This is a genomic window from Duganella sp. GW821-FHT01E12, from assembly GCF_059422325.1.
In genome coordinates this window covers 249940-272669 of sequence record NZ_JBWKWR010000003.1, presented here as the reverse complement: position 1 = coordinate 272669, position 22730 = coordinate 249940, and the positions used below count along the sequence as shown (strand labels likewise).

Genomic DNA, 22730 nt, shown 5'->3' with positions numbered 1-22730 from the left:
ATCTACATCAATTACACGGGCTTGACCGCCGCCGTACACTGCGTTCGCCGCTTGACTTTCGGCATCATCCTACAATCACCAGGAGTTTGACTATGTTCCAGCCTGCGCCGTTCGCCAGGCCACGCGCCGCCGTGAGCGCGGCCGCGCTGGCCGCCGCACTGCTGCTGCCAGGCTGCGGCTCGATGGCGCCGCAGTACGCCCGGCCGCCGCTGCCGGTCGCCGAGCACTACGACGCGCCCGCCGCCACCGCCCATACCGCCGCCACCGCCCTGCCCGAATGGCGCGCCTACTTCGCGCCGCCGGCGCTGCAGGCGCTGATCGTCGAAGCGCTGGCGCAGAACCGCGACCTGCGCATCGCCGCCCTGCGCGTCGAGCAGGCCCGCGCCGCCTACGGCATCGAACGCGCCAACCGCTTCCCGATCGTGGCCGCGCAAGCGAGCGGACAACGCCAGCAAGTACCGGCCGACCTCAGCCTGACCCGCCACGAAATGATCACCAGCCAGTACCAGGCCGGGCTGGGCGTGAGTGCCTGGGAGATCGACCTGTGGGGCCGCCTGGCCAGCCTGCGCGACGCCGCCCTGCAAGACTACCTGGCCAGCGACGCCGCGCGCCGCGCCATCACCATGTCGCTGATCACCCACGTGGCCGAAGGCTATTTCGACGTGCGCGAGATCGACCAGCGCATCGCCCTGGCGCGCCGCACGCTGTCCACCCGCCAGGAAAGCTACCGCATCTTCTCGCGCCGGGTCGCGGTGGGCGCCACCTCGCGCCTGAACCTGACCCAGGTCGAGACCCTGCTGCTGCAGGCGCAGGCGCTCACCAGCCAGCTGGAGCAGGAACGCGACCGCAAACGCCACGCGCTGCAACTGCTGGTCGGCAGCGCCAACGCGCTGGCGCCGCTGGATGCCGAAGCCGCCAACACGGCCGGCGGCCCCGGCGGCGGCTTGGCCGGCAAATCGTCCGCCAACACGGCGGGCGACCTGGCCGGCAATCTGGCCGACGCCCTGCCCCCGCTCGCGCCCGGCCTGCCGTCCGCATTGCTGGAACGCCGCGCCGACATCGTCGCCGCCGAGCACCAGCTGCGCGCCGCCAACGCCAACATCGGCGCCGCCCGCGCCACCTTCTTCCCGCAGGTCAGCCTGACGGCCGCGCTGGGCACCGCCAGCGCCGAGCTGGACGGCCTGTTCGCCGGCGGCAGCCGCTCGTGGACCTTCGCCCCCAGCATCACGCTGCCGCTGTTCGACGGCGACCGCCGCCGCCAGAACCTGACGCTGACCGAGGCGCGCCGCGACAGCGCCATCGCCAACTACGAGAAGACCATCCAGGGCGCCTTCCGCGACGTGGCCGACGCGCTCTCCGCCCAATCCTGGCTGACCGCGCAGGTGGGCATCGCCGAACGCACTCTGCAAGTGCAGCGCGAACGCGCCCGCCTGTCCCAGTTGCGCTACGACAGCGGCGCCGCGCCCTTCCTCGACGTGCTCGACGCCCAGCGCGACCTGCTCAGCGCCGAGCAACAGCTGATCCAGCTGCGCCGCGCCCTGCTGGGCGCCGGCATCGCCCTGTACAGCGCGCTCGGCGGCGACCCCGTGCTGGCCGCGCCGCCGCTGGCCGCTTCCCTTGACCTTCCCCTGAACCGCATATGACCCCAGACCTGACACGCAAACTCGCCGCGGCCGCCGTCGGCGCCGCCCTGCTGGCCGGCGCCGGCTACGCCTGGTACCGCATGCACCCTACCGGCCCCGGCCCCGAATTCATCAGCGGCAACGGCCGCATCGAAGCAACCGAGATCGACGTCGCCGCCAAGCTGCCCGGCCGCCTGCAGGACATCGCCGTCAACGAAGGCGATTTCGTCACCGCCGGCCAGGTGCTGGCCCACATGCAGGCCACCTCGCTGCAGGCCCAGCGCGACGAAGCGGCCGCCCGCCAGGCGCAGGCGCAGACCGCCGTCGCCAGCGCCGACGCCATGGTCGCCATGCGCCAGAGCGACTACCAGGCCGCGCAGGCGCTGGTGGTGCAGCGCGAAAGCGAACTCGATGCCGCCCAGCGCCGCCTCAAGCGCTCCGAAACGCTGGTGCTCGAAGGCGCCTCGTCCGAACAGGAACTGGACGACGACCGCGCCCGCGTGCGCGCCACCAGCGCCGTGATCCGCGCCGCCCGCGCGCAGGTGGCGGCGGCCGGCAGCGCCATCGAAGCCGCGCACACCCAGGTGGCCGGCGCCCGCGCCTCGGTCACCGCCGCCAAGGCCACGGTCGACCGCATCGACGTCGACCTGACCGACAGCGCCCTGACCGCGCCGCGCGCCGGCCGCGTGCAGTACCGCATCGCGCAGGCCGGAGAAGTGCTGGGCAGCGGCGGCAAGGTGCTCAACCTGGTCGACCTGGCCGACGTCTACATGACCTTCTTCGTGCCCGAGCAGGTCGCCGGCAAGCTGGCGCTGGGCGCGCCGGTGCGCGTGATCCTCGACGCCGCGCCGCAGTACGTGCTGCCGGCGCGCGTGTCCTTCGTCGCCAGCACCGCGCAGTTCACGCCGAAGACGGTGGAGACCAGCAGCGAACGCCAGAAGCTGATGTTCCGCGTCAAGGCGCAGATCGATCCGGCGCTGCTGCAAAAGCACATGAAGCTGGTCAAGACCGGCCTGCCCGGCGTGGCCTGGGTGCAGCTCGACGCCCGCACCCCATGGCCGGCCAACCTGGAAATCAAGGTGCCGCAATGAGCGACGCGAGCGCAGCCGGCGTGGCCGCGCTGCGTGGCGTAGCACTGCAATACGGCGACACCCGCGCCCTGCAAGCGATAGACCTGGACCTGCCGGCCGGCCGCATGATCGGCCTGATCGGCCCGGACGGCGTCGGCAAATCCAGCCTGCTGTCGCTGGTGGCCGGCGCGCGCGCCGTGCAGCAAGGCAGCGTGACGGTGCTCGGCGGCGACATGCGCAACAAACGCCATCGCGACGACGTCTGCCCGCGCATCGCCTACATGCCGCAGGGCCTCGGCCGCAACCTGTATCCGACGCTGTCGGTGGAGGAGAACCTGCAATTCTTCGGCCGCCTGTTCGGCCACGACGCCGCCAGCCGCCGGCGCCGCATCGACCAGCTGACCGCCAGCACCGGCCTGGCGCCCTTCCTGCAACGCCCGGCCGGCAAACTGTCCGGCGGCATGAAACAGAAGCTCGGCCTGTGCTGCGCGCTGATCCACGATCCCGACCTGCTGATCCTCGACGAACCGACCACCGGCGTCGATCCGCTATCGCGTGCGCAGTTCTGGGACTTGATCGCCCACATCCGCAGCCAGCGCCCCGGCATGAGCGTGGTGGTGGCCACCGCCTACATGGAGGAAGCCGACCGCTTCGACTGGCTGGTGGCGATGGATGGCGGCCAGGTGCTGGCCACCGGCACGCCGCAGGAGCTCCGCACGCGCACCGGCACCACCACCTTGGAGCAAGCCTTCATCGCGCTGCTGCCGGCCGAGAAGCGCGGCGACCACCACGCGGTGACGGTGCCGCCGTTCAAACCGTCCGAGGGCAACGACAGTATCGCCATCGAGGCCCAAGGCCTGACGATGCGCTTCGGCGATTTCGTCGCGGTCGACCATGTGGACTTCCGCATCCGCCGCGGCGAGATCTTCGGCTTCCTCGGCTCCAACGGCTGCGGCAAGTCGACCACCATGAAGATGCTCACCGGCCTGCTGCCCGCGACCGAAGGCAGCGCCCTGCTGTTCGGCCGCGAGGTCGACGCCGGCGACATGGCCACGCGTCGCCGGGTCGGCTACATGTCGCAGGCCTTCTCGTTGTACGGCGAGCTGACCGTGGCGCAGAACCTGGTGCTGCACGCCCGCATGTTCAGCGTGCCGGAAGCCGAGATCGAAGCCCGCGTGGCCGACATGGCGCGCCGCTTCGGCCTGGACGCCTCGCTCGACGCGCTGCCCGAGCAGCTGCCGCTGGGCGTGCGCCAGCGCCTGTCGCTGGCGGTGGCCATGGTGCACAAGCCGGAGTTGCTGATCCTGGACGAACCGACGTCAGGCGTCGATCCCGTGGCGCGCGACATGTTCTGGCGCCTGATGATAGACCTGGCCCGCAACGACCAGGTCACCATCTTCATCTCCACCCACTTCATGAACGAGGCCGAGCGCTGCGACCGCATCTCGCTGATGCACGCCGGCCGCGTGCTGGTGAGCGCCGCCCCGGCCGCGCTGCCGGCCATGCGCGGCGTCGACACGCTGGAACAGGCCTTCATCGCCTACCTGGAGGAAGCGGCCGGCGAAGCCGCGCCGCCCGCCGCCGCTCCGGCCGCCCCGGCCGCCGCCGACGCTGACGCACCTGCATCGCCATCATCGCCCGCATCCGCCGCCACGCCGCGCGCCCGTTGGCGGCGCGCCCTACAACGCGGCTTCAGCTACACGCTGCGCGAGACGCTGGAACTGCGGCGCGACCCGGTGCGCGCCACGCTCGCGCTGCTGGGCACGGCCATCCTGATGTTCATCATCGGCTACGGCATCAATATGGACGTGGAAAACCTGTCCTACGCCGTGCTGGACCGCGACCAAAGCGGCTTGAGCCAGAACTACGCGCTCAACCTGTCCGGCTCGCGCTACTTCATCGAACGCGCGCCGCTGGCCGACTACGACGACCTGGACCGCCGCATGCGCAGCGGCGAACTGGCGCTGGCGATCGAGATCCCGCCCGGCTTCGGCCGCGACCTGCAGCGCGGCGCGCCGGTGACGGTGGGCGCCTGGGTCGACGGCGCCATGCCGATGCGCGCCGAGACCACGCGCGGCTACGTGCAGGCCATGCACATGGGCTGGCTGGCCGACATGGCCCAGCACCGCCTGGGCATGAAGCTGGCCGGCTCCGGCACGCTGGAGACGCGCTACCGCTACAACCCCGACGTCAAGAGCCTGCCGGCCATGATCCCGGCCGTGATCCCGATGCTGCTGATGATGATCCCGGCCATGCTCAGCGCGCTGTCGGTGGTGCGCGAGAAGGAGCTCGGCTCCATCCTCAACCTGTACGTGACGCCGGTGACGCGGCTGGAATTCTTGCTCGGCAAGCAGATCCCCTACATCGCGCTGGGCATGCTGAACTTCGCGCTGCTGACCATCCTGGCCGCCACCGTGTTCGGCGTGCCGGTCAAGGGCAGCCTTCTGGCGCTGACCCTGGCCGCGCTGATCTACGTGATCTGCTCCACCGGCCTGGGCCTGCTGGTGTCGACCTTCACCCGCAGCCAGATCGCCGCGCTGTTCGTGACCATGATCGGCACCATCATCCCCTGCGTGCAGTTCGCCGGGCTGCTCAATCCGGTGTCCGGCCTGTCCGGCGCCGGCGCGCTGATCGGGCGCATCTATCCCGCCACCCATTTCCTCACCATCAGCCGGGGCGTGTTCAGCAAGGCGCTCGGATTGAATGAGCTGGGCGGCTCGTTCTGGCCGCTGCTGGTGGCCGTGCCGGTGATCCTCACGCTGTCGGCGCTGCTGCTGGACAAACAGGAGCGATGACCATGCGCGTACCATTGAACACCCGCCTGGCCCATATCTACCGGCTCGGCATCAAGGAGCTGTGGAGCCTGTTGCGCGATCCCGCCATGCTGGTGCTGATCGTCTACACCTTCACGGTGTCGATCTACGTGGCGGCGACCGCGATGCCGGAAAGCCTGCACAACGCCGCCATCGCCATCGTCGATCTGGACAGCTCGCCGTTGTCGGCGCGGATCACCGCCGGCTTCTACCCGCCGCACTTCCACACGCCGTCCGTGGTCAACGCCAGCCAGGCCGACGCCGGCCTGGACAACGGCGACTACACCTTCGTGCTGTCCATCCCGCCGGACTACCAGCGCGACACGCTGGCCGGCCGCGCGCCCACCATCCAGCTCAACATCGACGCCACCCGCATGAGCCAGGCCTTCACCGGCAACGGCTACATCCAGCAGATCGTCGGCGCCGAGGTGGGCGACTTCCTGCGCCGCCAGCAGCAGGCCGCCGCGCCGCCGGTCGATCTGGATTTGCGGATGCGCTTCAATCCCAACCTGGAGCAGTCGTGGTTTGGCTCGCTGATGGAGATCATCAACAACGTCACCATGCTGTCCATCATCCTGACCGGCGCCGCGCTGATACGCGAACGCGAACACGGCACCATCGAGCATTTGCTGGTGATGCCGGTCACGCCGATGGAAATCATGCTGGCCAAGGTGTGGTCGATGGGATCGGTGGTGGTGCTGGCCGCGCTGGCCTCGCTGCTGTTCATCGTGCAGGGCGCGCTGCACGTGCCGATCACCGGCTCGATCGCGCTGTTCGTGCTGGTGACGGCGCTGCACCTGTTCGCCACCACCTCGATGGGCATCTTCCTCGCCACGCTGGCGCGCAGCATGCCGCAGTTCGGCATGCTGCTGGTGCTGGTGCTGCTGCCGCTGCAGCTGCTGTCGGGCGGCTCGACGCCGCGCGAGAGCATGCCGGTGCTGGTGCAGGACATCATGCTGGCCGCACCGACCACGCACTTCGTCGCCGCCGCCCAGGCCATCCTGTACCGGGGCGCGGGCTTGTCCGTGATCTGGCCGCAGATGCTGGCGCTGGTGGCGATCGGCGCGGTGCTGTTCGCCACCTCGCTGCGGCGCTTCCGCAAGACCATCGGGCAGATGGCCTGAAGCGTATCAGTCGTGGAAGGCTTCGACCACCTTGCGCAGGCCGAGCATGAAGGCGTCGGCCACGTGGCGCAGCGGGGCCACGTCCACGTCCGAGCGGCCGGCGCGGACCAGCTCCGCGAAACGGCGGTACAGCGACGGGTACTCGGCCTCCTTGTCCAGCGGCTGCTCGACGCCGTGCACCCACAGGCGCGCGCCGCCGTCGCTCAGTTTCAGCTCGCCGGCGGCGGTCTGGACGACGATGTCCCAGCTTTGCTTGCCGGTCTGGCGCCAGTCGAAACTGGCGTGCACCGGCATGCCGCCGCCGTTCTGGAAATGCAGCTCGGCGGCGATGGGCGCGTCGCGGTTCTCGGGGAACTCCAGCGCCGCGTGGTTCAGGAAGATCGGCGACGGCAGGATCTCGGTGACGATGGACAGCGCATTGATGCCCGGATCGAACACGCCCAGGCCGCCGGCCTGCCAGATCCATTCCTGGTTCGGATGCCACTGGCGCACGTCTTCCTTCCAGTTCACCTGCATCCCGGTGGGCGGGTGCGCCGCCAGGTAGGCCTTGGCCGGCTGCACGCCGGGCGCGTAGCGCGAATGCCAGCTGGTGAACAGCGTCAGGCCGCGGGCGGCGGCCAGCGCTTCCAGGTCGGCCACTTCCGCCAGCGTGGCGCCTGGCGGCTTCTCCAGGAACACGTGCTTGCCGGCCAACAGCGCGGCGCGCGCGGCCTGGTAGCGGTACTGCGGCGGCATGCACAGCGACACGGCCTCGATCTCCGGCACGGCCGCCAGCATGGCCTCAATGGACGTGAAACCGGGCAGGCCTTCGACCGTGTTATGCCGGCTGGCCGAGGCCACCAGCTGGAAATCGGCGTTGGCCGCGATGGCGGGCAGGTGCTGGTCGTGGACGATCTTGCCTACGCCTACGATCGCAAGTTTAATTGCTGACATCATCTGACTTTCAAAGAGTGGGTGTTTGTGCGCCTCCATGCTACGACGAACGATGCCCGCTTATCCAATCATTTTTATCGTTGCATACATACCGAAATGGCATGTCCGACCCAAATAAGTGCGAAAATGCCGGGCTTTGCTACTTTTCGAAGATCCAGCATGACCCATCCCCTGCTTGCGCGCGATGCGCGCCGTATCGAACGCTACGCGGCCATGGCCGATGCCGCCCGCTTCCTGCACCCGGTCCAGCAAGCCTTGCTGCACCGGCGCGGCTGGCTACGGATGCTGGCCCCGCGCGCCGCAGGCGGCGCCGAGCTGCCCTTGCCGCAGGCGGTGCGTCTGGAGGAAGCGGTGGCCGCCGTCGATGGCAGCATGGGTTGGGTGCTGACCCTGTGCGCCGGCGCGGGATGGTTCGCCGGCTTCCTGCCGCCGCCACTGGCGCGCGACATCATCGGCGGCAAGCGCGTGTGCCTGGGCGGCAGCGGCGCGCCGACCGGCTACGCCGACGAAGATGGCGACGCCTACCGCATCACCGGCCGCTGGGACTACGCCAGCGGCGCGCCGATGGCCACCCATTTCACGCTGAACGCGGTGCTGCGCGCCGACGGCCAGCCGCTGCTGGACGAGCAAGGCGCGCCGCGCATCCGCGCCTTCCTGGTGCCGGCGGAGCTGGTGCAGATCGTGCCGTCGTGGGCCAGCATCGGCATGCGCGCCAGCGCCTCGCACAGCTACCGCATCGACGGCGCGCGGGTCGGCAAGGAATACGGCTTCACCATCAGCCCCGACGCCGCCACGGCGGATAGACCGTTGTACCGCTTCCCCTTCTATTCGCTGGCCTTCGTCACGCTGGCGGCCAACGTGGCGGGGATGGCGAGCCACTTCATGCAACTGGCGCGGCCTTGCATCAGCCGCCGCCGGCATGCCATCAAGGGCCTGCCGCTGCTGGACGTTCCCGAAGTCGCCGCGCTGGTGCGCGCCAAGGAACAGGTCCACGCCGCGGCCCGCGCGCACTTCTACCATGTGCTGGACCGCAGCTGGGCGCTGGTGGAAAACGGCACGACGCTGACGGCCGACGACCTGCATGCGCTGCAGGCCAGTTCACTGGCGCTGGTGGCCGCCTCGCGCGCGGCGGTCGATGAGCTCTACCCCTACTGCGGTCTGTACGCCGCCCACGAAGACAGCGCCATCAACCGTGTCTGGCGCGACTTCCACACCGCCAGCCAGCACTCGCTGCTGCTGCCTTAGGAGCGGCGTCAGACCAGCAGCACAAGCAGCACCGGCACCGCCATGCCGCCCGCCAGCGCAAAGCCGGCCGCCCGGCGGCTGCGCGGATTGCTGAAGGCGATATACAAGCCCGCCAGCGACGACAGGCACAAGCCCACAGCCAGCGCCACCACGAACAATTTCAACGGCATGTTGACGTGTTCCTCCGGCGCGGCTGCGCGGGGCGCCGCAGCCGGCGCAGGCGCAGCGGCGGGCGCCTTGGGCTTGGGTGGTTCGTATATCTCCTGATCCTTGTGCAGCGCAGCCATGGCCGCGATCCACGGATAGGTCGGCGGAGCGCCGCGGTGCGCGCCCTTGTGCAGGTCGAAGGTTTGCAGCGCCCCGGAAAAAGCGAAGAACACGATGGCCGGCGTGAAGAAAACGCCGAGGTAGCGGTGCAGTTGTCGTAATGTGGGCATATCCCTATCCTTGAAAAATCACGCCGCTGGCAAATACACGGTGACCACCAAGCCAACGCCGTCGTTACTGGTCAATTCAATTTCGGCGCCATGGCCCTCGGCCACGTTCTTGACGATGGACAGGCCCAGACCGCAACCCCACACCGCATTGCCGTCCGGCCGGTAGAAGCGGTCGAACAGCCGCCCGCGTTCCGCCTCCGGCACGCCGGGGCCGTTGTCGGCCACCCGCAAATACGCCTTGCCGCGCTCCATGCCGGCCGAGACATCGACCTGCCCGCCCGCCTGCGTGTAGCGCACCGCGTTGTCCACCAGGTTGCTGAGCATGACCGACAAGCCATCCGGGTGCGCCGGCACCGGCAGCGGCTCGCCGCCGCCCGTCACGCCCAAGTCTATGCCCCGGCTCTCAGCCAGAATGCTGTGGTCTGCCACCACCTGGCGGGCCAACGCCAGCAGGTCGGTCTGCACCGGCGCCGGCTGCGCGTGGTGCTGCTCGTGGCGCGCCAGCGTCAGTAGTTGATGCACCAGATGCGTGGAACGGTCCAGCCGCTCATGCAGGCGCTGGAACGACAGCTTGCGCTGCTCGTCGCTGCCGGCCCGCTCGGCCAGTTGCAGCTGCAACTTGAGCGCCGTCAGCGGCGAGCGCAGTTCGTGCGCGGCATCGGCGACGAAGCCGCGCTGCGCGGCCATCGCACCGTCGATCTTCCCCAGTAGGCCGTTGAGCGCGACGACGATCGGCATCAGCTCGGGCGGCATGCCCTCCGTCTCCAGCGGTTGCAGCGAACCGGGAGAGCGGCCATGCACGGCCTGCGCCACCTGTTCCAATGGCCGCAGCGCCCTGCCCACCACAATCCAGATCAGCGCCCCCAATGCCGGCAACAGCGCCAGCAACGGCGGTATGATGCGCAGCGCCATCTTGGCCGCGATACGCTCCCGCGTCGCGAACGGCTGGGAGACCTGCATGGTGTAGTCCGCGCGCTGCTCGCTGTACACGCGCCAGCGTTCGCCCCGATGGGTGATGTTGCGATACCCCGCCAGCGACTGCCGCGGCAAGGCCTGCGACGGCTCCGACACGTACGCCACGCGGCCCGCGCCATCCCACACCTGCACCAGCACTGCGTCGTCCAGGTCCTCGTCCTTGGGCACCTGGACACCGTCGCCCAGATGCGGAGGCAGGGCCCACGCCACCTCGCGCAGGCGCAGGTCGGACTGCTCGTCGGCCTCGTGATTGGCCCGCTGGAACAGCAGCAGGCCGGCGACCAGCGTGCAGCAAAGGGTGCCGAACAGCAGCCCGGCCAGCAAGCGCGCGCGGATCGACTTCATGCAACGCTGGCCAGTTTGTAGCCGACGCCTCGGACATTCTTGATAAAGTCGCTGCCCAGCTTCTTGCGCAGGTGGTGGATGTAGACGTCGATGGTATTGCTCTCGATCTCCTCGCCCCAGCCGTAGATCTTCTCCTCCAGCTGGGCCTTGGACACCACGCTGCCCGGCACGTCCAGCAATGCGCGCAGCAAGGCGAATTCGCGCGACGACAGGTGCAGCGCCACGCCCTTGAACGTGGCCTCATGCGCCGCCAGGTTGACACTCAAGGCGCCGTGCGTCACCAGCGAATGGTGATGGCCGCCGCGCCGCCGCAGCACGGCGCGGATGCGGGCCAGCAGCTCATCGAGATCGAAGGGCTTGACCAGATAATCGTCTGCGCCCGCATCCAGGCCTTCCACGCGGGAAGCGGTGGCGTCGCGGGCGGTGACGATCAGCACCGGCGTCTGGCCGCCCTGCGCGCGCAGGCGCCGCAGCACGTCCATGCCCTGCCGCTGCGGCAGGCCGAGGTCCAGTATCAGCAGGTCGTAGATATCCTGGCGCATCGACAACTCCGCCGCCACGCCGTCCCGCACCCAATCGACCGCATACCGTTCGCCGCGCAGGGCTTCGAGCATGCTCTCGCCGATCATCGGATCATCTTCTATCAACAGCAGGCGCATGGTCGTTCAGGGAGTGGCCACGATGACCGTGAAATGTTTATCGACCACGGTCGGCAGATACAGGGCGCCGCCGTCGTGGTCCATGGCCATGGTGCGCGCGCCCTTTTCGGTGCGCAGCGTGACGGCCTTCGCGTAATGGTCTGCGTCGTCCTGGTGGATCGCGCTCAGCGTGCCGTCGCCGTTGGAGGAAAACACCGTGGCGCTGGCGGCGTCGAACACCACCGCGTCGGAGCCCTTGCCGATGGCGGCGCGCGTCACGGCTTTGCCGCTGGCGGCGTCGGTCACCGCCAGCATGCCGTTCTGGCAGGCCGAGAACAGACGGCTGTGCGCGGCGTCCAGCGCCAATCCGGTAGGTTCCTCGCAGCCGGCCAGCGGCCAGCGCGCGACCTGGCGGTCGGTGGCGATGTCGATCACCGCGATTTCGCTCTTGTCCTCGATGTTCACGTAAATGCGCTTGCCGTCCGTGACCGCGAACTCCGGCTTGCCGCCGACGGCGATGGTGGCCTTGGGCGCCATGCTGGCGGCGTCGAACACCGAGACGTTGTTGGTCTTGCCGTTGAAGGTATAGAGTTTTCCGCTGCCTTCCTCGAACAGGATGGCGTCCGGATTGGCGCCCGAGACTTTGACTTCCTGGCGCGTTTTCAGCGTCGCCAGGTCGAACACGACGACGCTGTTGCCGCCGCCGCTGCTGGCGTAGCCCAGGTTCAGCTTCTGCGCGAACGCCACGCCATGCGCGTGCTGCAGGCCGCCGATCTCGCCGGCCACTTTGCCCGACGGCAGATCAAGCACCTGCACCCGGTCGCCGCGCGTCAGGAACAGGCGGTGGCGCACCGGATCGACTTCCAGATAGTCCCAGCGGCCGGCCTGGTCCAGCGTCCAGGTCTGGCGCACCGCGTAGTCGGCCGCCTGGGCCGCCGGTTGGGCCGCCAGCAGCAGACCAAGGGACAGCATCGTGCTCAATATCGTCGTTTTCATCGGATTTAGCCCAAGTGAGTGAGGACCGCAGTGTAAGCGGTCCTTCATTAAACGACTATTAACGTCGCCCGGCCCTCAGAACCAGATCCGGTGAAAGACCCGGTCCTTGTCGATCCACAGGTGTTTGAGGCCGCCCAGCACATGCAGCACGATCAGCGCCGTCATGATAACCGCCAACCCGGAGTGTATATCGAAGAACTGCTCGGCCACATCATGGTCCGGCGTAAACCATGCCGGGAACGCCGCCCCGAACAGCGCCACGCCACGCTTGGTGTGGGCCGCGCCGAGAAAGCCGAGCACCGGCATGGCGAACATGCAGGCATACAGCAGCCATTGAGCCAGGCTGGAGACCGTCCTTTGCCAGCCCGGCACGCTGGCGGGCAGCGGCGCCGGCTTGTGCGTGAGCCGCCAGCACAGCCGGACCAGCAGCAAGGCAAACAGCACCAGCCCGAACGACTTGTGCTGGTTGAAGTACCAGCCGCTGCCCGGCTGGTCTTCGATGGACATCATGTACCAGCCCACGCCCAGCAGGCCGACTATCAGCGCCGCGGACAGCCAGTGCAGCCAGACCGCCAGCCGCCCGTATCGCCACTCGTTCAGTCGATCATCCATACCATTTCCCCTTCCATTTGACGAACTCGAACCACGCCACGCTCAGCGCGGCAACCAGAACCGACAACGCCAGCGGCGCCATGCCGGGTATCGCGAAAGCAAACAGTCCCCGGATCGGCGCCACGCCCAGCACCAGCGCCAACAGCAGCAAGGTCGACAAGCCTATCCATGCGAACGAGCGGTTGGGCGCCGTGCGCTGCCCCCGCCCGTGCGGCGTCCAGCTGCGGTTGGCGTAGATCAGCCCCAGGTTGGCCAGCATCAGCGCGAGGAAGGTCGTGGTGCGGACGCTCGCCTCGGATTGGCCCGACCAGCTCGCTTGCAGATAATGGCCGACTAAAATGAGCAGCAAGCCGCCGCCCTGCAACAGCCCACGGAGCAGGATTTCACGGTCGAACAGATGCTGGGCCGGGCTTCTCGGCCTGGCGGCCATGGCGCCGGCCTCGATAGGCTCCGCTTCGAACACGATGGAACAGGCGGGATCGATCACCAGTTGCAGGAACAGGATGTGCACCGGCATCAGCAAGATCGGCCAGCCCAGCAGCACCGGCAGGATGGACAGCCCCACGATGGGCACGTGCACCGCGACGATGAACACGATGGCCTTGCGCAGATTGGCGAACAGGCGCCGGCCATGGCGCACCGCCAGCAGCAGCGACGAGAAATCGTCCTTGAGCAGCACCAGCGCCGCCGCCTCGCGCGCGACGTCGCTGCCGCGCGCGCCCATCGCCACGCCGATGCTGGCCGCCTTCAGCGCCGGCGCGTCGTTGACGCCGTCGCCGGTCATGGCGACGATCTCGCCCCGGCTGCGGAAAGCCTGCACCAGCCGCAGCTTCTGTTCCGGCGAGATCCGGCAGAACACGCCGGTGCCGGGCAAGCGCGCCAGCAGCGCCGCATCGTCCATCGCGCCCAGCTCCTCGCCGGACAGCAAACCGACGCCGTCCCCGGCGATGCCCGCCTGCCGCGCGATCGCCAGCGCCGTGGCGGGATGGTCGCCGGTGATCATCACCACGCGCATGCCGGCCGCATGGCATTGCGCCACCGCCTGCGGCACTTCCGGCCGCACCGGGTCTTCCAGCGCCACCAGGCCGAGGAACTCGAAATCGAAGTCGTGCTGGTTGTCCGGCAGGCGCAGCGCCGGGAAGGTGGCGCTGGCCACGCCGATCACGCGCAGCCCGCTGTCGGCCATCCGCGCCACCTGGGCCGCGATGGCGGCGGCACGCTCCGGCGCCATGTGGCACAGGTCGACGATGGCTTCCGGCGCGCCCTTGGCGGCGACCAGGTAGGCCGTGTGGTCCGGCGAACGCCACACCCGCGACATCGCCAGCATCTGGCGCGACAGCGGATAGTCGTCGATCAGCGTCCAGTCGGCATGCAGGTGCTCGGTATTGGCCAGCAGACGGGCGCCGGCCTCGCCGATGGCCGACTCCATCGGATCGAAGGCGCGCCGGTGGCTGGCCAGCACCGCATATTCGAGCAAGCCGTGCAGCTCCTCTTGCAGGGCGTCCGGGTTCGCCGGCCGGCAGGCGTAGCCGCCCTGCTCCGACCACAGCTGCGCGACCTGCATGCGGTTGACGGTCAGCGTGCCGGTCTTGTCGACGCACAGCACGCTGGTCGCGCCCAGCAGCTCGATGGCCGGGATGCTGCGCGCCAGCACCTGCTCGTGCCCCAGCCGCCGCGCGCCCAGGCCCAGGAACAGCGTCAGGATGACCGGCAATTCCTCCGGCAGGATCGCCATCGCCAGCGTCAGCCCGGCCAGCAGCCCTTGCAGCCAATCGCCGCGCAGCCGCCAGTAGGCGAAGGCCAGGCCGGCGGCCAGGCACAAGCCGGCCACGGCAACGGCCTTGACCACGCCCCGGGTCTCCAATTGGATCGGGGTCAGCTCGCCGCCCAGCGTCGCCAGCGAAGCGCCGATGCGCCCCAGGGCGCTGCGCGAGCCGGTCGCGACCACCACTCCGCTGGCCGTGCCTTGCGTGACCAGCGTGCCGGAATAGACCCGGCTTTCAGCCTTGCCCGCGCCCTCGCTTGGCGCATGCTTGGTGACCGGCACCGACTCGCCGGTCAGCATCGACTCGTCTACCGTCAGGTTGGAGGCGGCCGTCAGCTCCATGTCGGCCGGCACGCGGTCGCCTTCGGCCAGCAGCACCAGATCGCCCGCCACCAGCTCGCGGCCGGCGATGCGCTCCTGCCGGCCGTCCCGCACCACCAGCGCACGCGGACAGGACAGGTCGCGCAGCGCGTCGAGCGAACGTTCGGTGCGCCGCTGCTGGAAGAAGGTGATGCCGATGACCACCAGCACGAATCCCAGCAGCATGAGCGCTTCGCCGCGGTCGCCGATGGCGAGATACACACCGCCACAGGCCACCAGCAACAGAAACATGGGCTCGGACACCACATCGACCAGCAAGCGCCACGCCCCCAGCGGGCGCGATGCCGGCAGCTCGTTCGGGCCGTCGGTGCGCAGCCTGGCCGCCGCCTCGGCTGCGCTGAGTCCCTCGATATCCTGCTGCTCGTCCATGCAACCATCCTCGTTCGCGATGGACCGAGGGTAGCACACCGCCACCTGCGCCGGACGCAACGTGACATTTTGACTACACCCCGGCGCCGCCACGGCTGCGGACGGCGGCCCTTCCCTGCCCGCCGCGCTAGCATAGTTTTCCCGCAGAGACTTGATCCGCATCATAAAAATTCCTGCCGGTAATCACCATAATGGCGAAAAAGGGGACATTTTTCCACCCTTCATCACCAACCAGGAATTCCATGCACCGTATCCATACCGTTCGGAATATCTTGCTGTTCATCGTGGCGGCCCTGGTCCTGCCCGCCTTTCTGATCGGGCTGGTCTGGTCGCTGCAGGCGTTCGACGCCAGCCGCGCCCGCGGCGACGCCCAGACCTTGCAGACGGCGCGCGACTTGTTGCTCGATATGGACAGCGAATTCCGCGCGCTGGGCGCCTTGGCGGGCGCGCTGACGACCTCGCCGGCCTTGCTGAACGCCGACCTGGCGGCCTTCCAGCGCCAGGCCGAAGCGGCGCGGCGCTTCAGCAAGGCCAGCAATTTCGTGCTCACCGATCTCCACGGGCAGCAGCTGGTCAACACGCTCAAGCCGTTCGGCACGCCGCTGCCGCGCCATGGCAACCCGGCGCTGATCGCCAAGGTGGCGGCAAGCGGCCGCATGCAGGTGTCCGATCTGTACGTGGGCGCCGTCACGGGTGCCGGGGTGATGAGCATCTGCATCCCGGTGCAGGTCGCCGGCAAGCTCACCTACTTCCTCGACGTCGGCGTCGCCGCCGGCGAATTCATGCCCCTGCTGGCCAGCCGCAAGCTGCCGGCCGACTGGGTCGTGGCCATCATCGACGGCAGCGGCACCATCGTTGCGCGCAGCCACCTGGCGAACCAGTTCGTCGGCAAAAAGGTGCAGGCGGAACTGGGCCGGCACATCCAGGGCGCGCAACAAGGCCATGCGCGCAGCACCACGCTGGAAGGCATCCCGGTCTACACGACCTTCATCCGCTCGCCCGACAACGGCTGGGCGGTCGCCATCGGCATCCCCAGCGCCAGCGTCGACAGCGAACTGTGGCGCTCGCTGGCGTTCGACCTGGCCGCCAGCGCCTTGCTGCTGCTGGTCGGCCTCGTGCTGGCGGCGCTCGCGAGCGCCCACATCCGGCGCGCCCTGGCCCAGCTGGTCGAGATGTCGGCCGCGCTGGGCAGCGGCGCCGACTTGCCGCCGCACCGCATCAAACTGCGCGAGGCGCACCAGGTCGCCGCGACGCTGACCGAGACGGCGGCGCGGCTGCGGCGTAGCGAGCAAGCCCAGCTCGAGGCCCAGGCCAGGATCACGCTCAGCAATATCGAGCTGGAACAGCGGGTGCAGGAGCGCACCGAGGCCTTGCAGCAATCGCGCCACATGATGGCGTCCATCCTGGAGCACATGCCGGCCGCGATCTTCGTCAAGCGCGCCGGCGACCTGAGCTACGAGCTGGTCAACCTGGCCGGCGAACAGCTGTACGGCAAGCCGCGCAGCGCCTACATCGGCCACACCGACCAGCAGCTCTACCCCGAAGCCGAGGCCCGGGAACGCGCCGCATCCGACCGCCAGGTGATCGCCTCGCGCCAGATCCTGGACCTGGCCGCCGTGGCCGTGCTGGACGCGAACGGCAAGACCCGCCACCTGCACACCAAGAAAATGGTGCTGGTCGACAGCGCCGGCCAGCCCTCCCACCTGCTGGACATCTCGCTCGACATCACCGACAGCCTGCACGCGGCCGAGCAGTTGCACATCGCCGCAGTGGCCTTCGATTCGCAGGAGCCGATGATGATCACCGACGCCCAGAGCACCATCCTGCGCATCAATTCCGCCTTCACCGCCAGCACCGGCTACACGCAGGAGGAAATCCTGGGCCGCACGCCGCGCGTGCTCAAATCGGGCTGCCACGACCAGGCCTTCTACGCCGCCATGTGGGACAGCATCATCCACCGCGGCTCCTGGCAGGGCGAGTGCTGGGACCGCCGCAAGAACGGCGAAATCTACCCGACCTGGACCATCATCAGCGCCATCCGCGACCAGCAAGGCGTGATCCGCCACTACGTCTGCACCCAGAGCGACATCAGCGCCCGCAAGCAGGCCGAGGAGGAAATCCGCCAGCTGGCCTTCTACGATCCGCTGACCAGGCTGCCCAACCGCCGCCTGCTGGTCGACCGCCTGCGCCACGCCATCGACAGCTCCGCCCGCTCCAAGCTGATCGGCGCCCTGATGTTCATCGACCTGGACAACTTCAAGATGCTCAACGACACGCTGGGCCACGACCAGGGCGACGTGCTGCTGCGCCAGGTGGCGCAACGGCTGCCGGCCTGCGTGCGCAGCGTGGACACCGTGGCCCGGCTCGGCGGCGACGAGTTCGTCATCATGATCGAGGGTTTGAGCGAGGACATGGACCAGGCGGCTTGCAAGGCGCAGGTGATCGGCGACGCCGTGCTGGCCGCGCTCAACCGCCCGTACCAGCTGGCCGACCGCCCCTACCTGTGCACGCCCAGCATCGGCGTGACCCTGATCTCGGACCACAAGCTGACCATAGACGAAGCGCTGCGGCACGCCGACCTGGCCATGTACCAGGCCAAGGCGGCCGGCCGCAACACGCTGCGCTTCTTCGAGCCGCAGATGCAGCAGGCCGCCAACGCCCGCGCCGAGATCGAGCACGACCTGCAACAGGCGCTGGAGCGCGGCGAATTCGAGCTGTACTACCAGGCCCAGGTCGATGCGGCGGGACAGCTGATCGGCGCCGAGGCGCTGCTGCGCTGGCATCACCCGCGCAGCGGGCTGGTGCTGCCGGACCAGTTCATCGAGCTGGCCGAGAGCACCGGCATCATTCTGCCGCTGGGGCAATGGGTGCTGGAGAGCGCCTGCGCCCAGCTGGCCCTGTGGGCCGCCGATCCCGCCCTGAGCGCGCTGACGCTGGCCGTCAACGTCAGTCCGCGCCAGTTCCGCCAGCCGGCCTTTGTGGCCCAGGTCCAGAAAGCCCTGCGTGACGCGGGCGCCAATCCGCACCGGCTGAAACTGGAGCTGACCGAAAACCTGATGCTGGACGATTTTTCCAGCGTGGCCGACAAGATGCGCATCCTCAAGCGCATCGGCATCGGCTTCGCGCTGGACGACTTCGGCATCGGCTATTGCTCGCTGTCCTACCTCAAGCGCCTGCCGCTGGACCAGCTGAAGATAGACCGCAGCTTCGCGCGCGACGTGCTGACCGATCCCAACGACGCCGCCATCGCCCGCATCATCGTCGTGCTGGGGCACACGCTGGGGCTGACCATCGTCGCCGAGGGCGTGGAAACGGACGACCAGCACGCCTTCCTCGCGGCCACCAACTGCAACGCCTTCCAGGGTTTTCTGTTCAGCCACCCGCTGCCCGAAGCGGCCTTCAGGGCGATGGCCGCGCCGGCGCCGGCCTGCGGCGGGAGTTGATCGCCGCGGCCAGCGCGGCGACGCGGTTCGCGAGGTCGGGGGCCGCGCCGTCCAGCGGCAGCACGTGGCGCCGTTCGGCCGCCGTCAACGGCTGTCGTGTCGCGTATTGGTAGTCCAGCACCTCCGTCCCGGCATCGGACGCGTCGGGCTTGCCCAGCGCGCGCTGACGCAGCCGCTCACGCAGCAGCGCATCGTCCGCCGGCAGATCGACGATGACGAACGCCATGCCCAACTCCCGCGCCAGCGCCTGGAACGGCTGCCGCTGCCACCGTTGCAGATGGGCGGCGTCGACAATCACGTTCAGTCCGGCGGCGCCGATGGCGCGTGCTAGATGCAGCAAACGCGCATAGGTCGCCTCGTTGCCGGCGGTGTCGTAGATGCCCAGGCCGCCGGGCGCGCCCATGCGTTCGGCCGGCGCCAGGCCATGCAGGCGTTTGCGTTCGACGTCGGAACGGACGCAGATGGCGCCCAGCGCGGCGGCCAGCCGGGAGGCGCAGTACGATTTGCCGCTGCCGGAGCAGCCATGCATCAGCACCAGCGCGCCGCGCCGGGGCCGTGCCCGCGCCGCCTGAACTGCCAGCGCCAGATAGCGCCGCGCCGATTCCCGCGCCGACGCGGCGGCGTCCGGCTCGGCGGCGGCGGCCAGCAGCGACACCTTGCAGCGCACCAGCGCGCGCATCGATTGGTAGAAGGCCAGCAGCGCCAGTCCGGCATAGTCGTCGCTGGCGGCCAGATAGCCTTGCAGCAGGCGCGTGGCCAGGTCGTCGCGGCCGTGGAAGCGCAGGTCCATGACGAGGAAAGCGAGGTCGCTGATCACGTCTATCCAGCGCAGCTCGTCGTTGAACTCGACGCCGTCGAACACCTCCACCCGCCCTTCCCAGCTGAGGATATTGCCGCTGTGGAGATCGCCGTGGCATTCGCGGATAGCCCCTGCGGCGCGGCGCTGTTCGAAGCGCCGTGGCGCCGCCATCTGTTCCTTGTGCCAGCGCGCCAGCCGGGACAGTTGCGCGCGTCCGGCGCGGCCGGTGAGCAGGCTGGCCACCGTGGCCAGATCGCCGCGCCCCAGGTGCGCGATGGCGGCCGCGCTGCCCCAGGGCGCATCCGCCGCGACGGCCTCGGCGCCGGCGTGGAACTGCGCCAGTTGCAGCGCCAGCGCGTCGATCTCGGCCGGTTCCAGCAGGCCGGCGTCCAGGCGCACGCTCCACAACGCCTGCTGCGGAAAGGTGCGCATCCGCACGGCATACTCGAGCGCGGGACCGTCGCCATCCAGCGCCGGCTGTCCGGCGCTGCCGGTGATCGCGCTGACGCCGAGGTACAGGCTGGGCGCCAGACGCCGGTTCAGGCGCAGCTCTTCCTCGCAGCAATGCCGGCGCTCGGCCAGCGTGGAATAGTCCAGCACGTCGAAACGCAGCGCCTTCTTGAATTTGTAGGCCAGCCGGTCCAGCACGTAGACCCAGGAGATATGCGTCTCGAAACGCTGGAAGCGGCAGCCCTCGCGCCGCCACTGTTCTTCCAGCCCCCGCAGCAGCGCCAGTTGATGCGCCAGATCGGGCTCGGCGCCGGCCGCCAGGAATGACGAGGGGTGGCGCATGCGGCGAACCGTGTCAGCCCGGTTTGCCGTCGGCGCGCGCACTGGTCAGGTAAGGCGCGTAGACATAGACGTACAAGCCGAAAGCGGCCGTCCAGCACACGGCGCTGAGCACCAGCAGGACGGGCCCGCCATCCCAGCCCAAGGCCGACAGCACGCGCGACAAGGCGCTGAACTGGATCAGCCCGAACATCGCCGTCTCGAACTTGCTGGCGCGCAGAGGCCGGCCCGTGTGGCCCAGCGTGGTGCGCGTCATCATGCCGAGGATGAGGCCGGCCATCGAGCCGACCGTCAGTGCATGAAAGCCGGCGCTGGCGCTCACCATCTGCCAGCGCGACAGCACCAGCAGCACCAGCCCGGCCGCGATCCACGCATACGACAGGTGCATGATCCACAGCAGCGGCACGGCGCCGGTGCGCAGCGCCTGCCAGCGCCACAGGCGCAGCAGCACCAGCACGGCGGCGGCCACGCCGACCGGCGTGATCAGCCAGGCCGGAACATGGGCGACCCAGCCCAACGAGAACGCCACCACCAGACCGAGCGACCATTTGTCCAGCTTGGGCTGCACCTGGGGGTTGGTGCCGGGTGCGCCGTTGCGGGTGAACATGGGAATGATGCGGGTGCCGATGGCGGCCTCCATCAGCACGATCACCAGGATGGCGGCCTGCACCGGAGGAATCGGCGCGGCCGAGATCCAGCCCAGCGCGATGGCGTGGAACACGCCATTGGCCAGCGCCATCAGGCCCAGCAAGGCGACCAGGAAGTAGTTGCGGCGGTTGCCGGCCTTCTGCATCACGCGCCACAGCGGCCAGGCCGCCGCCGGCAGGAACAGCCAGTCCACCAGCGCGCCGGCCAGCGGCGGCGCCATCAGCATCGCCAGGCGGCCCAACAGCCACAAGGCCACCAGCGCCGCCAGCTTGCCGCGCACCGGCGTCCAGAAGCCGGTCCAGTTGAACGCGGCGGTGTACAGGAATCCGACCACCACCGCAGCGGCCATGCCGAACACCATCTCGTGCATATGCCAGGCGAAGCCGACATGCAGCCAGCCGCCGGCGTCGGCCGGCCACCAGCCCAGGTAGCGCAGCATCCACAAGGGAATGGCAAGCGCCGCGAACGCCGCGGCCGCCAGGTAGAACGGACGGAAGCCCAGCCGCCACATGGGATGGCTGTCCCACGTTGCCGCTTGGTTGACGGGTTCTTCGATGTGAAGCAGGCTCATGATCTATGTCCTAAAAGGGTACGCTGCCATTGTCTTCCCAGCTCCACGACGGGTGAAGGCTGGCGCCGGATTCGCATAATCTGGATCAAGGAATTCCAAATTGCCCGGCCATTTTGCGTCCATGCGCTCGACCGCCGCCGCCGTTTCGCTTAGGCTATCTCCATGGCTCCAATTCAACCTCAACTTCAAAGGAATGCTATGCAAACCGAACTTCTCATCGAAGGCATGGACGGCGAAGCTTGCGCCGACACCGTCACCAAACTGCTCAGCGAAACCGCCGGCGTGAGCGATGTGCGCGTCTCGCTGCTCGACCGCCGCGCCCGCGTCCAGATCGACGAATCGCTGACCTCGCCCCACCTGCTGACGCGCAAGCTGACGCAGGCGGGCTATCCGGCCGGCGCCGCAGCGGCCGCCGCGCCGGCGGCGGCCGGCGGTTGCTGCGGTGGCTGCTGCGGCGGTTAAGCGGCGGCTAAGCGACGCTCAAGCGTTGCCCTGCATCCTATGCTCGACCGCGTACACGGCAGCCTGCACCCGGCTGCTGAGCTTGAGTTTCTTCAGCACGTTCTGCACATGGATCTTGACCGTGCTTTCGGCCAGGTCCAGTGCGCGCGCGATGCCCTTGTTGCTTTCGCCGCGCGCCAGGCAGTCGAGGATTTCCCGTTCGCGCGGGGTCAGCTTGTCCAGCTCGGACGCCACCGGCGCCACCGCGCCCGCCGTCAGCTGCGCCACCAGCTTGGCCGTCATCGACTCGGCCAGCACGGTCTCGCCGGCCGCCGCGCGGCGGATCGCCCGGCTCAGGAACTCGGTATCGATATTCTTCAGCAGATAGCCGCTGGCGCCGGCCTTCAGCGCCACGCTCAGGTCGTCCGCGTCCTCCGACACGGTCAGCATGACCACCGCGCTGTCCGGGCAATCCTGGCGCAGCAGTTCCAGCGTTTCCAGGCCCGACATGCCGGGCATGTTCAAATCCAGCAGGATCACCTGCGGCTTGAGCTGCTGCGCCCGCTTGACGCCCTCGAAGCCGTCGGCCGCCTCGCCCACCACCACGAACTCGGGATTGCGTTGCAACAGAGAGCGTATGCCGCTGCGAAACAATGTGTGATCGTCAACCAGCAACACGCTGATCGTGCTTGTGTCCTTGTCCATCTGCTCCAG

The 22730-nt window shown here is 68.8% G+C and carries 17 protein-coding genes; 7 read left to right on the top strand and 10 right to left on the bottom strand.

Translation table 11 applies throughout. From position 1 onward, the window contains the following. Positions 1-92: 92 nt before the first annotated feature. From AC07WS_RS11165 to AC07WS_RS11150, 4 genes are read left to right on the top strand one after another with little or no spacing between them, the layout of a single operon-like run. Positions 93-1643, top strand: a complete 1551-nt coding sequence (locus AC07WS_RS11165) for a TolC family protein (protein ID WP_494729129.1) — start codon at positions 93-95, stop codon at positions 1641-1643. Continuing rightward, positions 1640-2713, top strand: a complete 1074-nt coding sequence (locus tag AC07WS_RS11160) for an HlyD family secretion protein (protein WP_494729128.1) — start codon at positions 1640-1642, stop codon at positions 2711-2713. Before AC07WS_RS11165 ends, AC07WS_RS11160 begins: the two co-directional genes overlap by 4 nt. Then, a complete protein-coding gene (rbbA, locus tag AC07WS_RS11155; protein ID WP_494729127.1) occupies positions 2710-5487 on the top strand; it encodes a ribosome-associated ATPase/putative transporter RbbA in 2778 nt (925 codons plus the stop codon). Before AC07WS_RS11160 ends, rbbA begins: the two co-directional genes overlap by 4 nt. A gap of 2 nt (positions 5488-5489) precedes the next feature. After that, complete coding sequence (locus tag AC07WS_RS11150; protein WP_494729126.1) at positions 5490-6629, top strand: ABC transporter permease; 1140 nt, start codon at positions 5490-5492, stop codon at positions 6627-6629. A 6-nt stretch (positions 6630-6635) separates the two neighbouring features. Here AC07WS_RS11150 and AC07WS_RS11145 read toward each other — a convergent pair whose 3' ends face one another. Beyond that, complete coding sequence (locus AC07WS_RS11145; RefSeq protein ID WP_494729125.1) at positions 6636-7565, bottom strand: Gfo/Idh/MocA family protein; 930 nt, start codon at positions 7563-7565, stop codon at positions 6636-6638. Positions 7566-7721: 156 nt separating this feature from the next. Here AC07WS_RS11145 and AC07WS_RS11140 point away from each other — a divergent pair, with 156 nt between their 5' ends. Further along, entirely contained in the window at positions 7722-8807 is a 1086-nt protein-coding gene (locus tag AC07WS_RS11140; protein ID WP_494729124.1) for an acyl-CoA dehydrogenase family protein, read from the top strand. 8 nt (positions 8808-8815) lie between these two features. On the opposite strand, the gene AC07WS_RS11135 is transcribed toward AC07WS_RS11140, so the two are convergent. The 6 genes from AC07WS_RS11135 to AC07WS_RS11110 form a co-directional block, all read right to left on the bottom strand. Beyond that, on the bottom strand, positions 8816-9244 hold the full coding sequence (locus tag AC07WS_RS11135; RefSeq protein ID WP_494729123.1) for a hypothetical protein: 429 nt from the start codon (positions 9242-9244) through the stop codon (positions 8816-8818). Positions 9245-9262: 18 nt separating this feature from the next. Further along, positions 9263-10564: an ATP-binding protein gene (locus AC07WS_RS11130; protein WP_494729122.1), complete on the bottom strand. Its 1302-nt coding sequence runs from the start codon at positions 10562-10564 to the stop codon at positions 9263-9265. Beyond that, positions 10561-11223 carry a response regulator gene (locus tag AC07WS_RS11125; protein WP_494729121.1) on the bottom strand — a complete coding sequence of 221 codons (663 nt, stop codon included), beginning with the start codon at positions 11221-11223 and terminating at the stop codon, positions 10561-10563. The genes AC07WS_RS11130 and AC07WS_RS11125 overlap by 4 nt, the downstream gene beginning before the upstream one ends. A 6-nt stretch (positions 11224-11229) precedes the next feature. Further along, positions 11230-12198, bottom strand: a complete 969-nt coding sequence (locus AC07WS_RS11120) for a YncE family protein (protein ID WP_494729120.1) — start codon at positions 12196-12198, stop codon at positions 11230-11232. A 75-nt stretch (positions 12199-12273) separates the two neighbouring features. Then, positions 12274-12810, bottom strand: a complete 537-nt coding sequence (locus AC07WS_RS11115; protein ID WP_494729119.1) for a cytochrome b — start codon at positions 12808-12810, stop codon at positions 12274-12276. After that, the gene (locus tag AC07WS_RS11110; RefSeq protein WP_494729118.1) at positions 12803-15325 is read right to left on the bottom strand and encodes a cation-translocating P-type ATPase; all 2523 of its coding nucleotides are present in this window, start codon (positions 15323-15325) and stop codon (positions 12803-12805) included. The genes AC07WS_RS11115 and AC07WS_RS11110 overlap by 8 nt, the downstream gene beginning before the upstream one ends. Positions 15326-15567: 242 nt before the next feature. Between AC07WS_RS11110 and AC07WS_RS11105 the strand changes: the two genes are divergently transcribed. Then, entirely contained in the window at positions 15568-18768 is a 3201-nt protein-coding gene (locus AC07WS_RS11105) for a bifunctional diguanylate cyclase/phosphodiesterase (RefSeq protein WP_494729117.1), read from the top strand. Here AC07WS_RS11105 and AC07WS_RS11100 read toward each other — a convergent pair. Both AC07WS_RS11100 and AC07WS_RS11095 read right to left on the bottom strand, forming a co-directional pair. Then, positions 18725-20359, bottom strand: coding sequence for a bifunctional aminoglycoside phosphotransferase/ATP-binding protein (locus tag AC07WS_RS11100; protein ID WP_494729116.1), 1635 nt, complete (start codon positions 20357-20359; stop codon positions 18725-18727). The genes AC07WS_RS11105 and AC07WS_RS11100 overlap by 44 nt on opposite strands. Before the next feature lie 13 nt (positions 20360-20372). Continuing rightward, on the bottom strand, positions 20373-21575 hold the full coding sequence (locus AC07WS_RS11095; protein WP_494729115.1) for an NnrS family protein: 1203 nt from the start codon (positions 21573-21575) through the stop codon (positions 20373-20375). Between the two features lie 198 nt (positions 21576-21773). Between AC07WS_RS11095 and AC07WS_RS11090 the strand changes: the two genes are divergently transcribed. Beyond that, a complete protein-coding gene (locus AC07WS_RS11090; RefSeq protein WP_494729114.1) occupies positions 21774-22037 on the top strand; it encodes a heavy-metal-associated domain-containing protein in 264 nt (87 codons plus the stop codon). Between the two features lie 18 nt (positions 22038-22055). On the opposite strand, the gene AC07WS_RS11085 is transcribed toward AC07WS_RS11090, so the two are convergent. Next, on the bottom strand, positions 22056-22721 hold the full coding sequence (locus AC07WS_RS11085; RefSeq protein ID WP_494729113.1) for a response regulator: 666 nt from the start codon (positions 22719-22721) through the stop codon (positions 22056-22058). Between the last annotated feature and the right edge of the window lie 9 nt (positions 22722-22730).

What these genes read in the sequence shown, in the direction of transcription:
- AC07WS_RS11095 (WP_494729115.1), bottom strand. Translation starts at nt 21,575, where the DNA reads ATGAGCCTGCTTCACATCGAAGAACCCGTCAACCAAGCGGCAACGTGG.
- rbbA (WP_494729127.1), top strand. Translation starts at nt 2,710, where the DNA reads ATGAGCGACGCGAGCGCAGCCGGCGTGGCCGCGCTGCGTGGCGTAGCA.
- AC07WS_RS11160 (WP_494729128.1), top strand. Translation starts at nt 1,640, where the DNA reads ATGACCCCAGACCTGACACGCAAACTCGCCGCGGCCGCCGTCGGCGCC.
- AC07WS_RS11125 (WP_494729121.1), bottom strand. Translation starts at nt 11,223, where the DNA reads ATGCGCCTGCTGTTGATAGAAGATGATCCGATGATCGGCGAGAGCATG.
- AC07WS_RS11085 (WP_494729113.1), bottom strand. Translation starts at nt 22,721, where the DNA reads ATGGACAAGGACACAAGCACGATCAGCGTGTTGCTGGTTGACGATCAC.
- AC07WS_RS11115 (WP_494729119.1), bottom strand. Translation starts at nt 12,810, where the DNA reads ATGGATGATCGACTGAACGAGTGGCGATACGGGCGGCTGGCGGTCTGG.
- AC07WS_RS11105 (WP_494729117.1), top strand. Translation starts at nt 15,568, where the DNA reads ATGCACCGTATCCATACCGTTCGGAATATCTTGCTGTTCATCGTGGCG.
- AC07WS_RS11145 (WP_494729125.1), bottom strand. Translation starts at nt 7,565, where the DNA reads ATGATGTCAGCAATTAAACTTGCGATCGTAGGCGTAGGCAAGATCGTC.
- AC07WS_RS11135 (WP_494729123.1), bottom strand. Translation starts at nt 9,244, where the DNA reads ATGCCCACATTACGACAACTGCACCGCTACCTCGGCGTTTTCTTCACG.
- AC07WS_RS11165 (WP_494729129.1), top strand. Translation starts at nt 93, where the DNA reads ATGTTCCAGCCTGCGCCGTTCGCCAGGCCACGCGCCGCCGTGAGCGCG.
- AC07WS_RS11140 (WP_494729124.1), top strand. Translation starts at nt 7,722, where the DNA reads ATGACCCATCCCCTGCTTGCGCGCGATGCGCGCCGTATCGAACGCTAC.
- AC07WS_RS11090 (WP_494729114.1), top strand. Translation starts at nt 21,774, where the DNA reads ATGCAAACCGAACTTCTCATCGAAGGCATGGACGGCGAAGCTTGCGCC.
- AC07WS_RS11110 (WP_494729118.1), bottom strand. Translation starts at nt 15,325, where the DNA reads ATGGACGAGCAGCAGGATATCGAGGGACTCAGCGCAGCCGAGGCGGCG.
- AC07WS_RS11150 (WP_494729126.1), top strand. Translation starts at nt 5,490, where the DNA reads ATGCGCGTACCATTGAACACCCGCCTGGCCCATATCTACCGGCTCGGC.
- AC07WS_RS11100 (WP_494729116.1), bottom strand. Translation starts at nt 20,359, where the DNA reads ATGCGCCACCCCTCGTCATTCCTGGCGGCCGGCGCCGAGCCCGATCTG.
- AC07WS_RS11120 (WP_494729120.1), bottom strand. Translation starts at nt 12,198, where the DNA reads ATGAAAACGACGATATTGAGCACGATGCTGTCCCTTGGTCTGCTGCTG.
- AC07WS_RS11130 (WP_494729122.1), bottom strand. Translation starts at nt 10,564, where the DNA reads ATGAAGTCGATCCGCGCGCGCTTGCTGGCCGGGCTGCTGTTCGGCACC.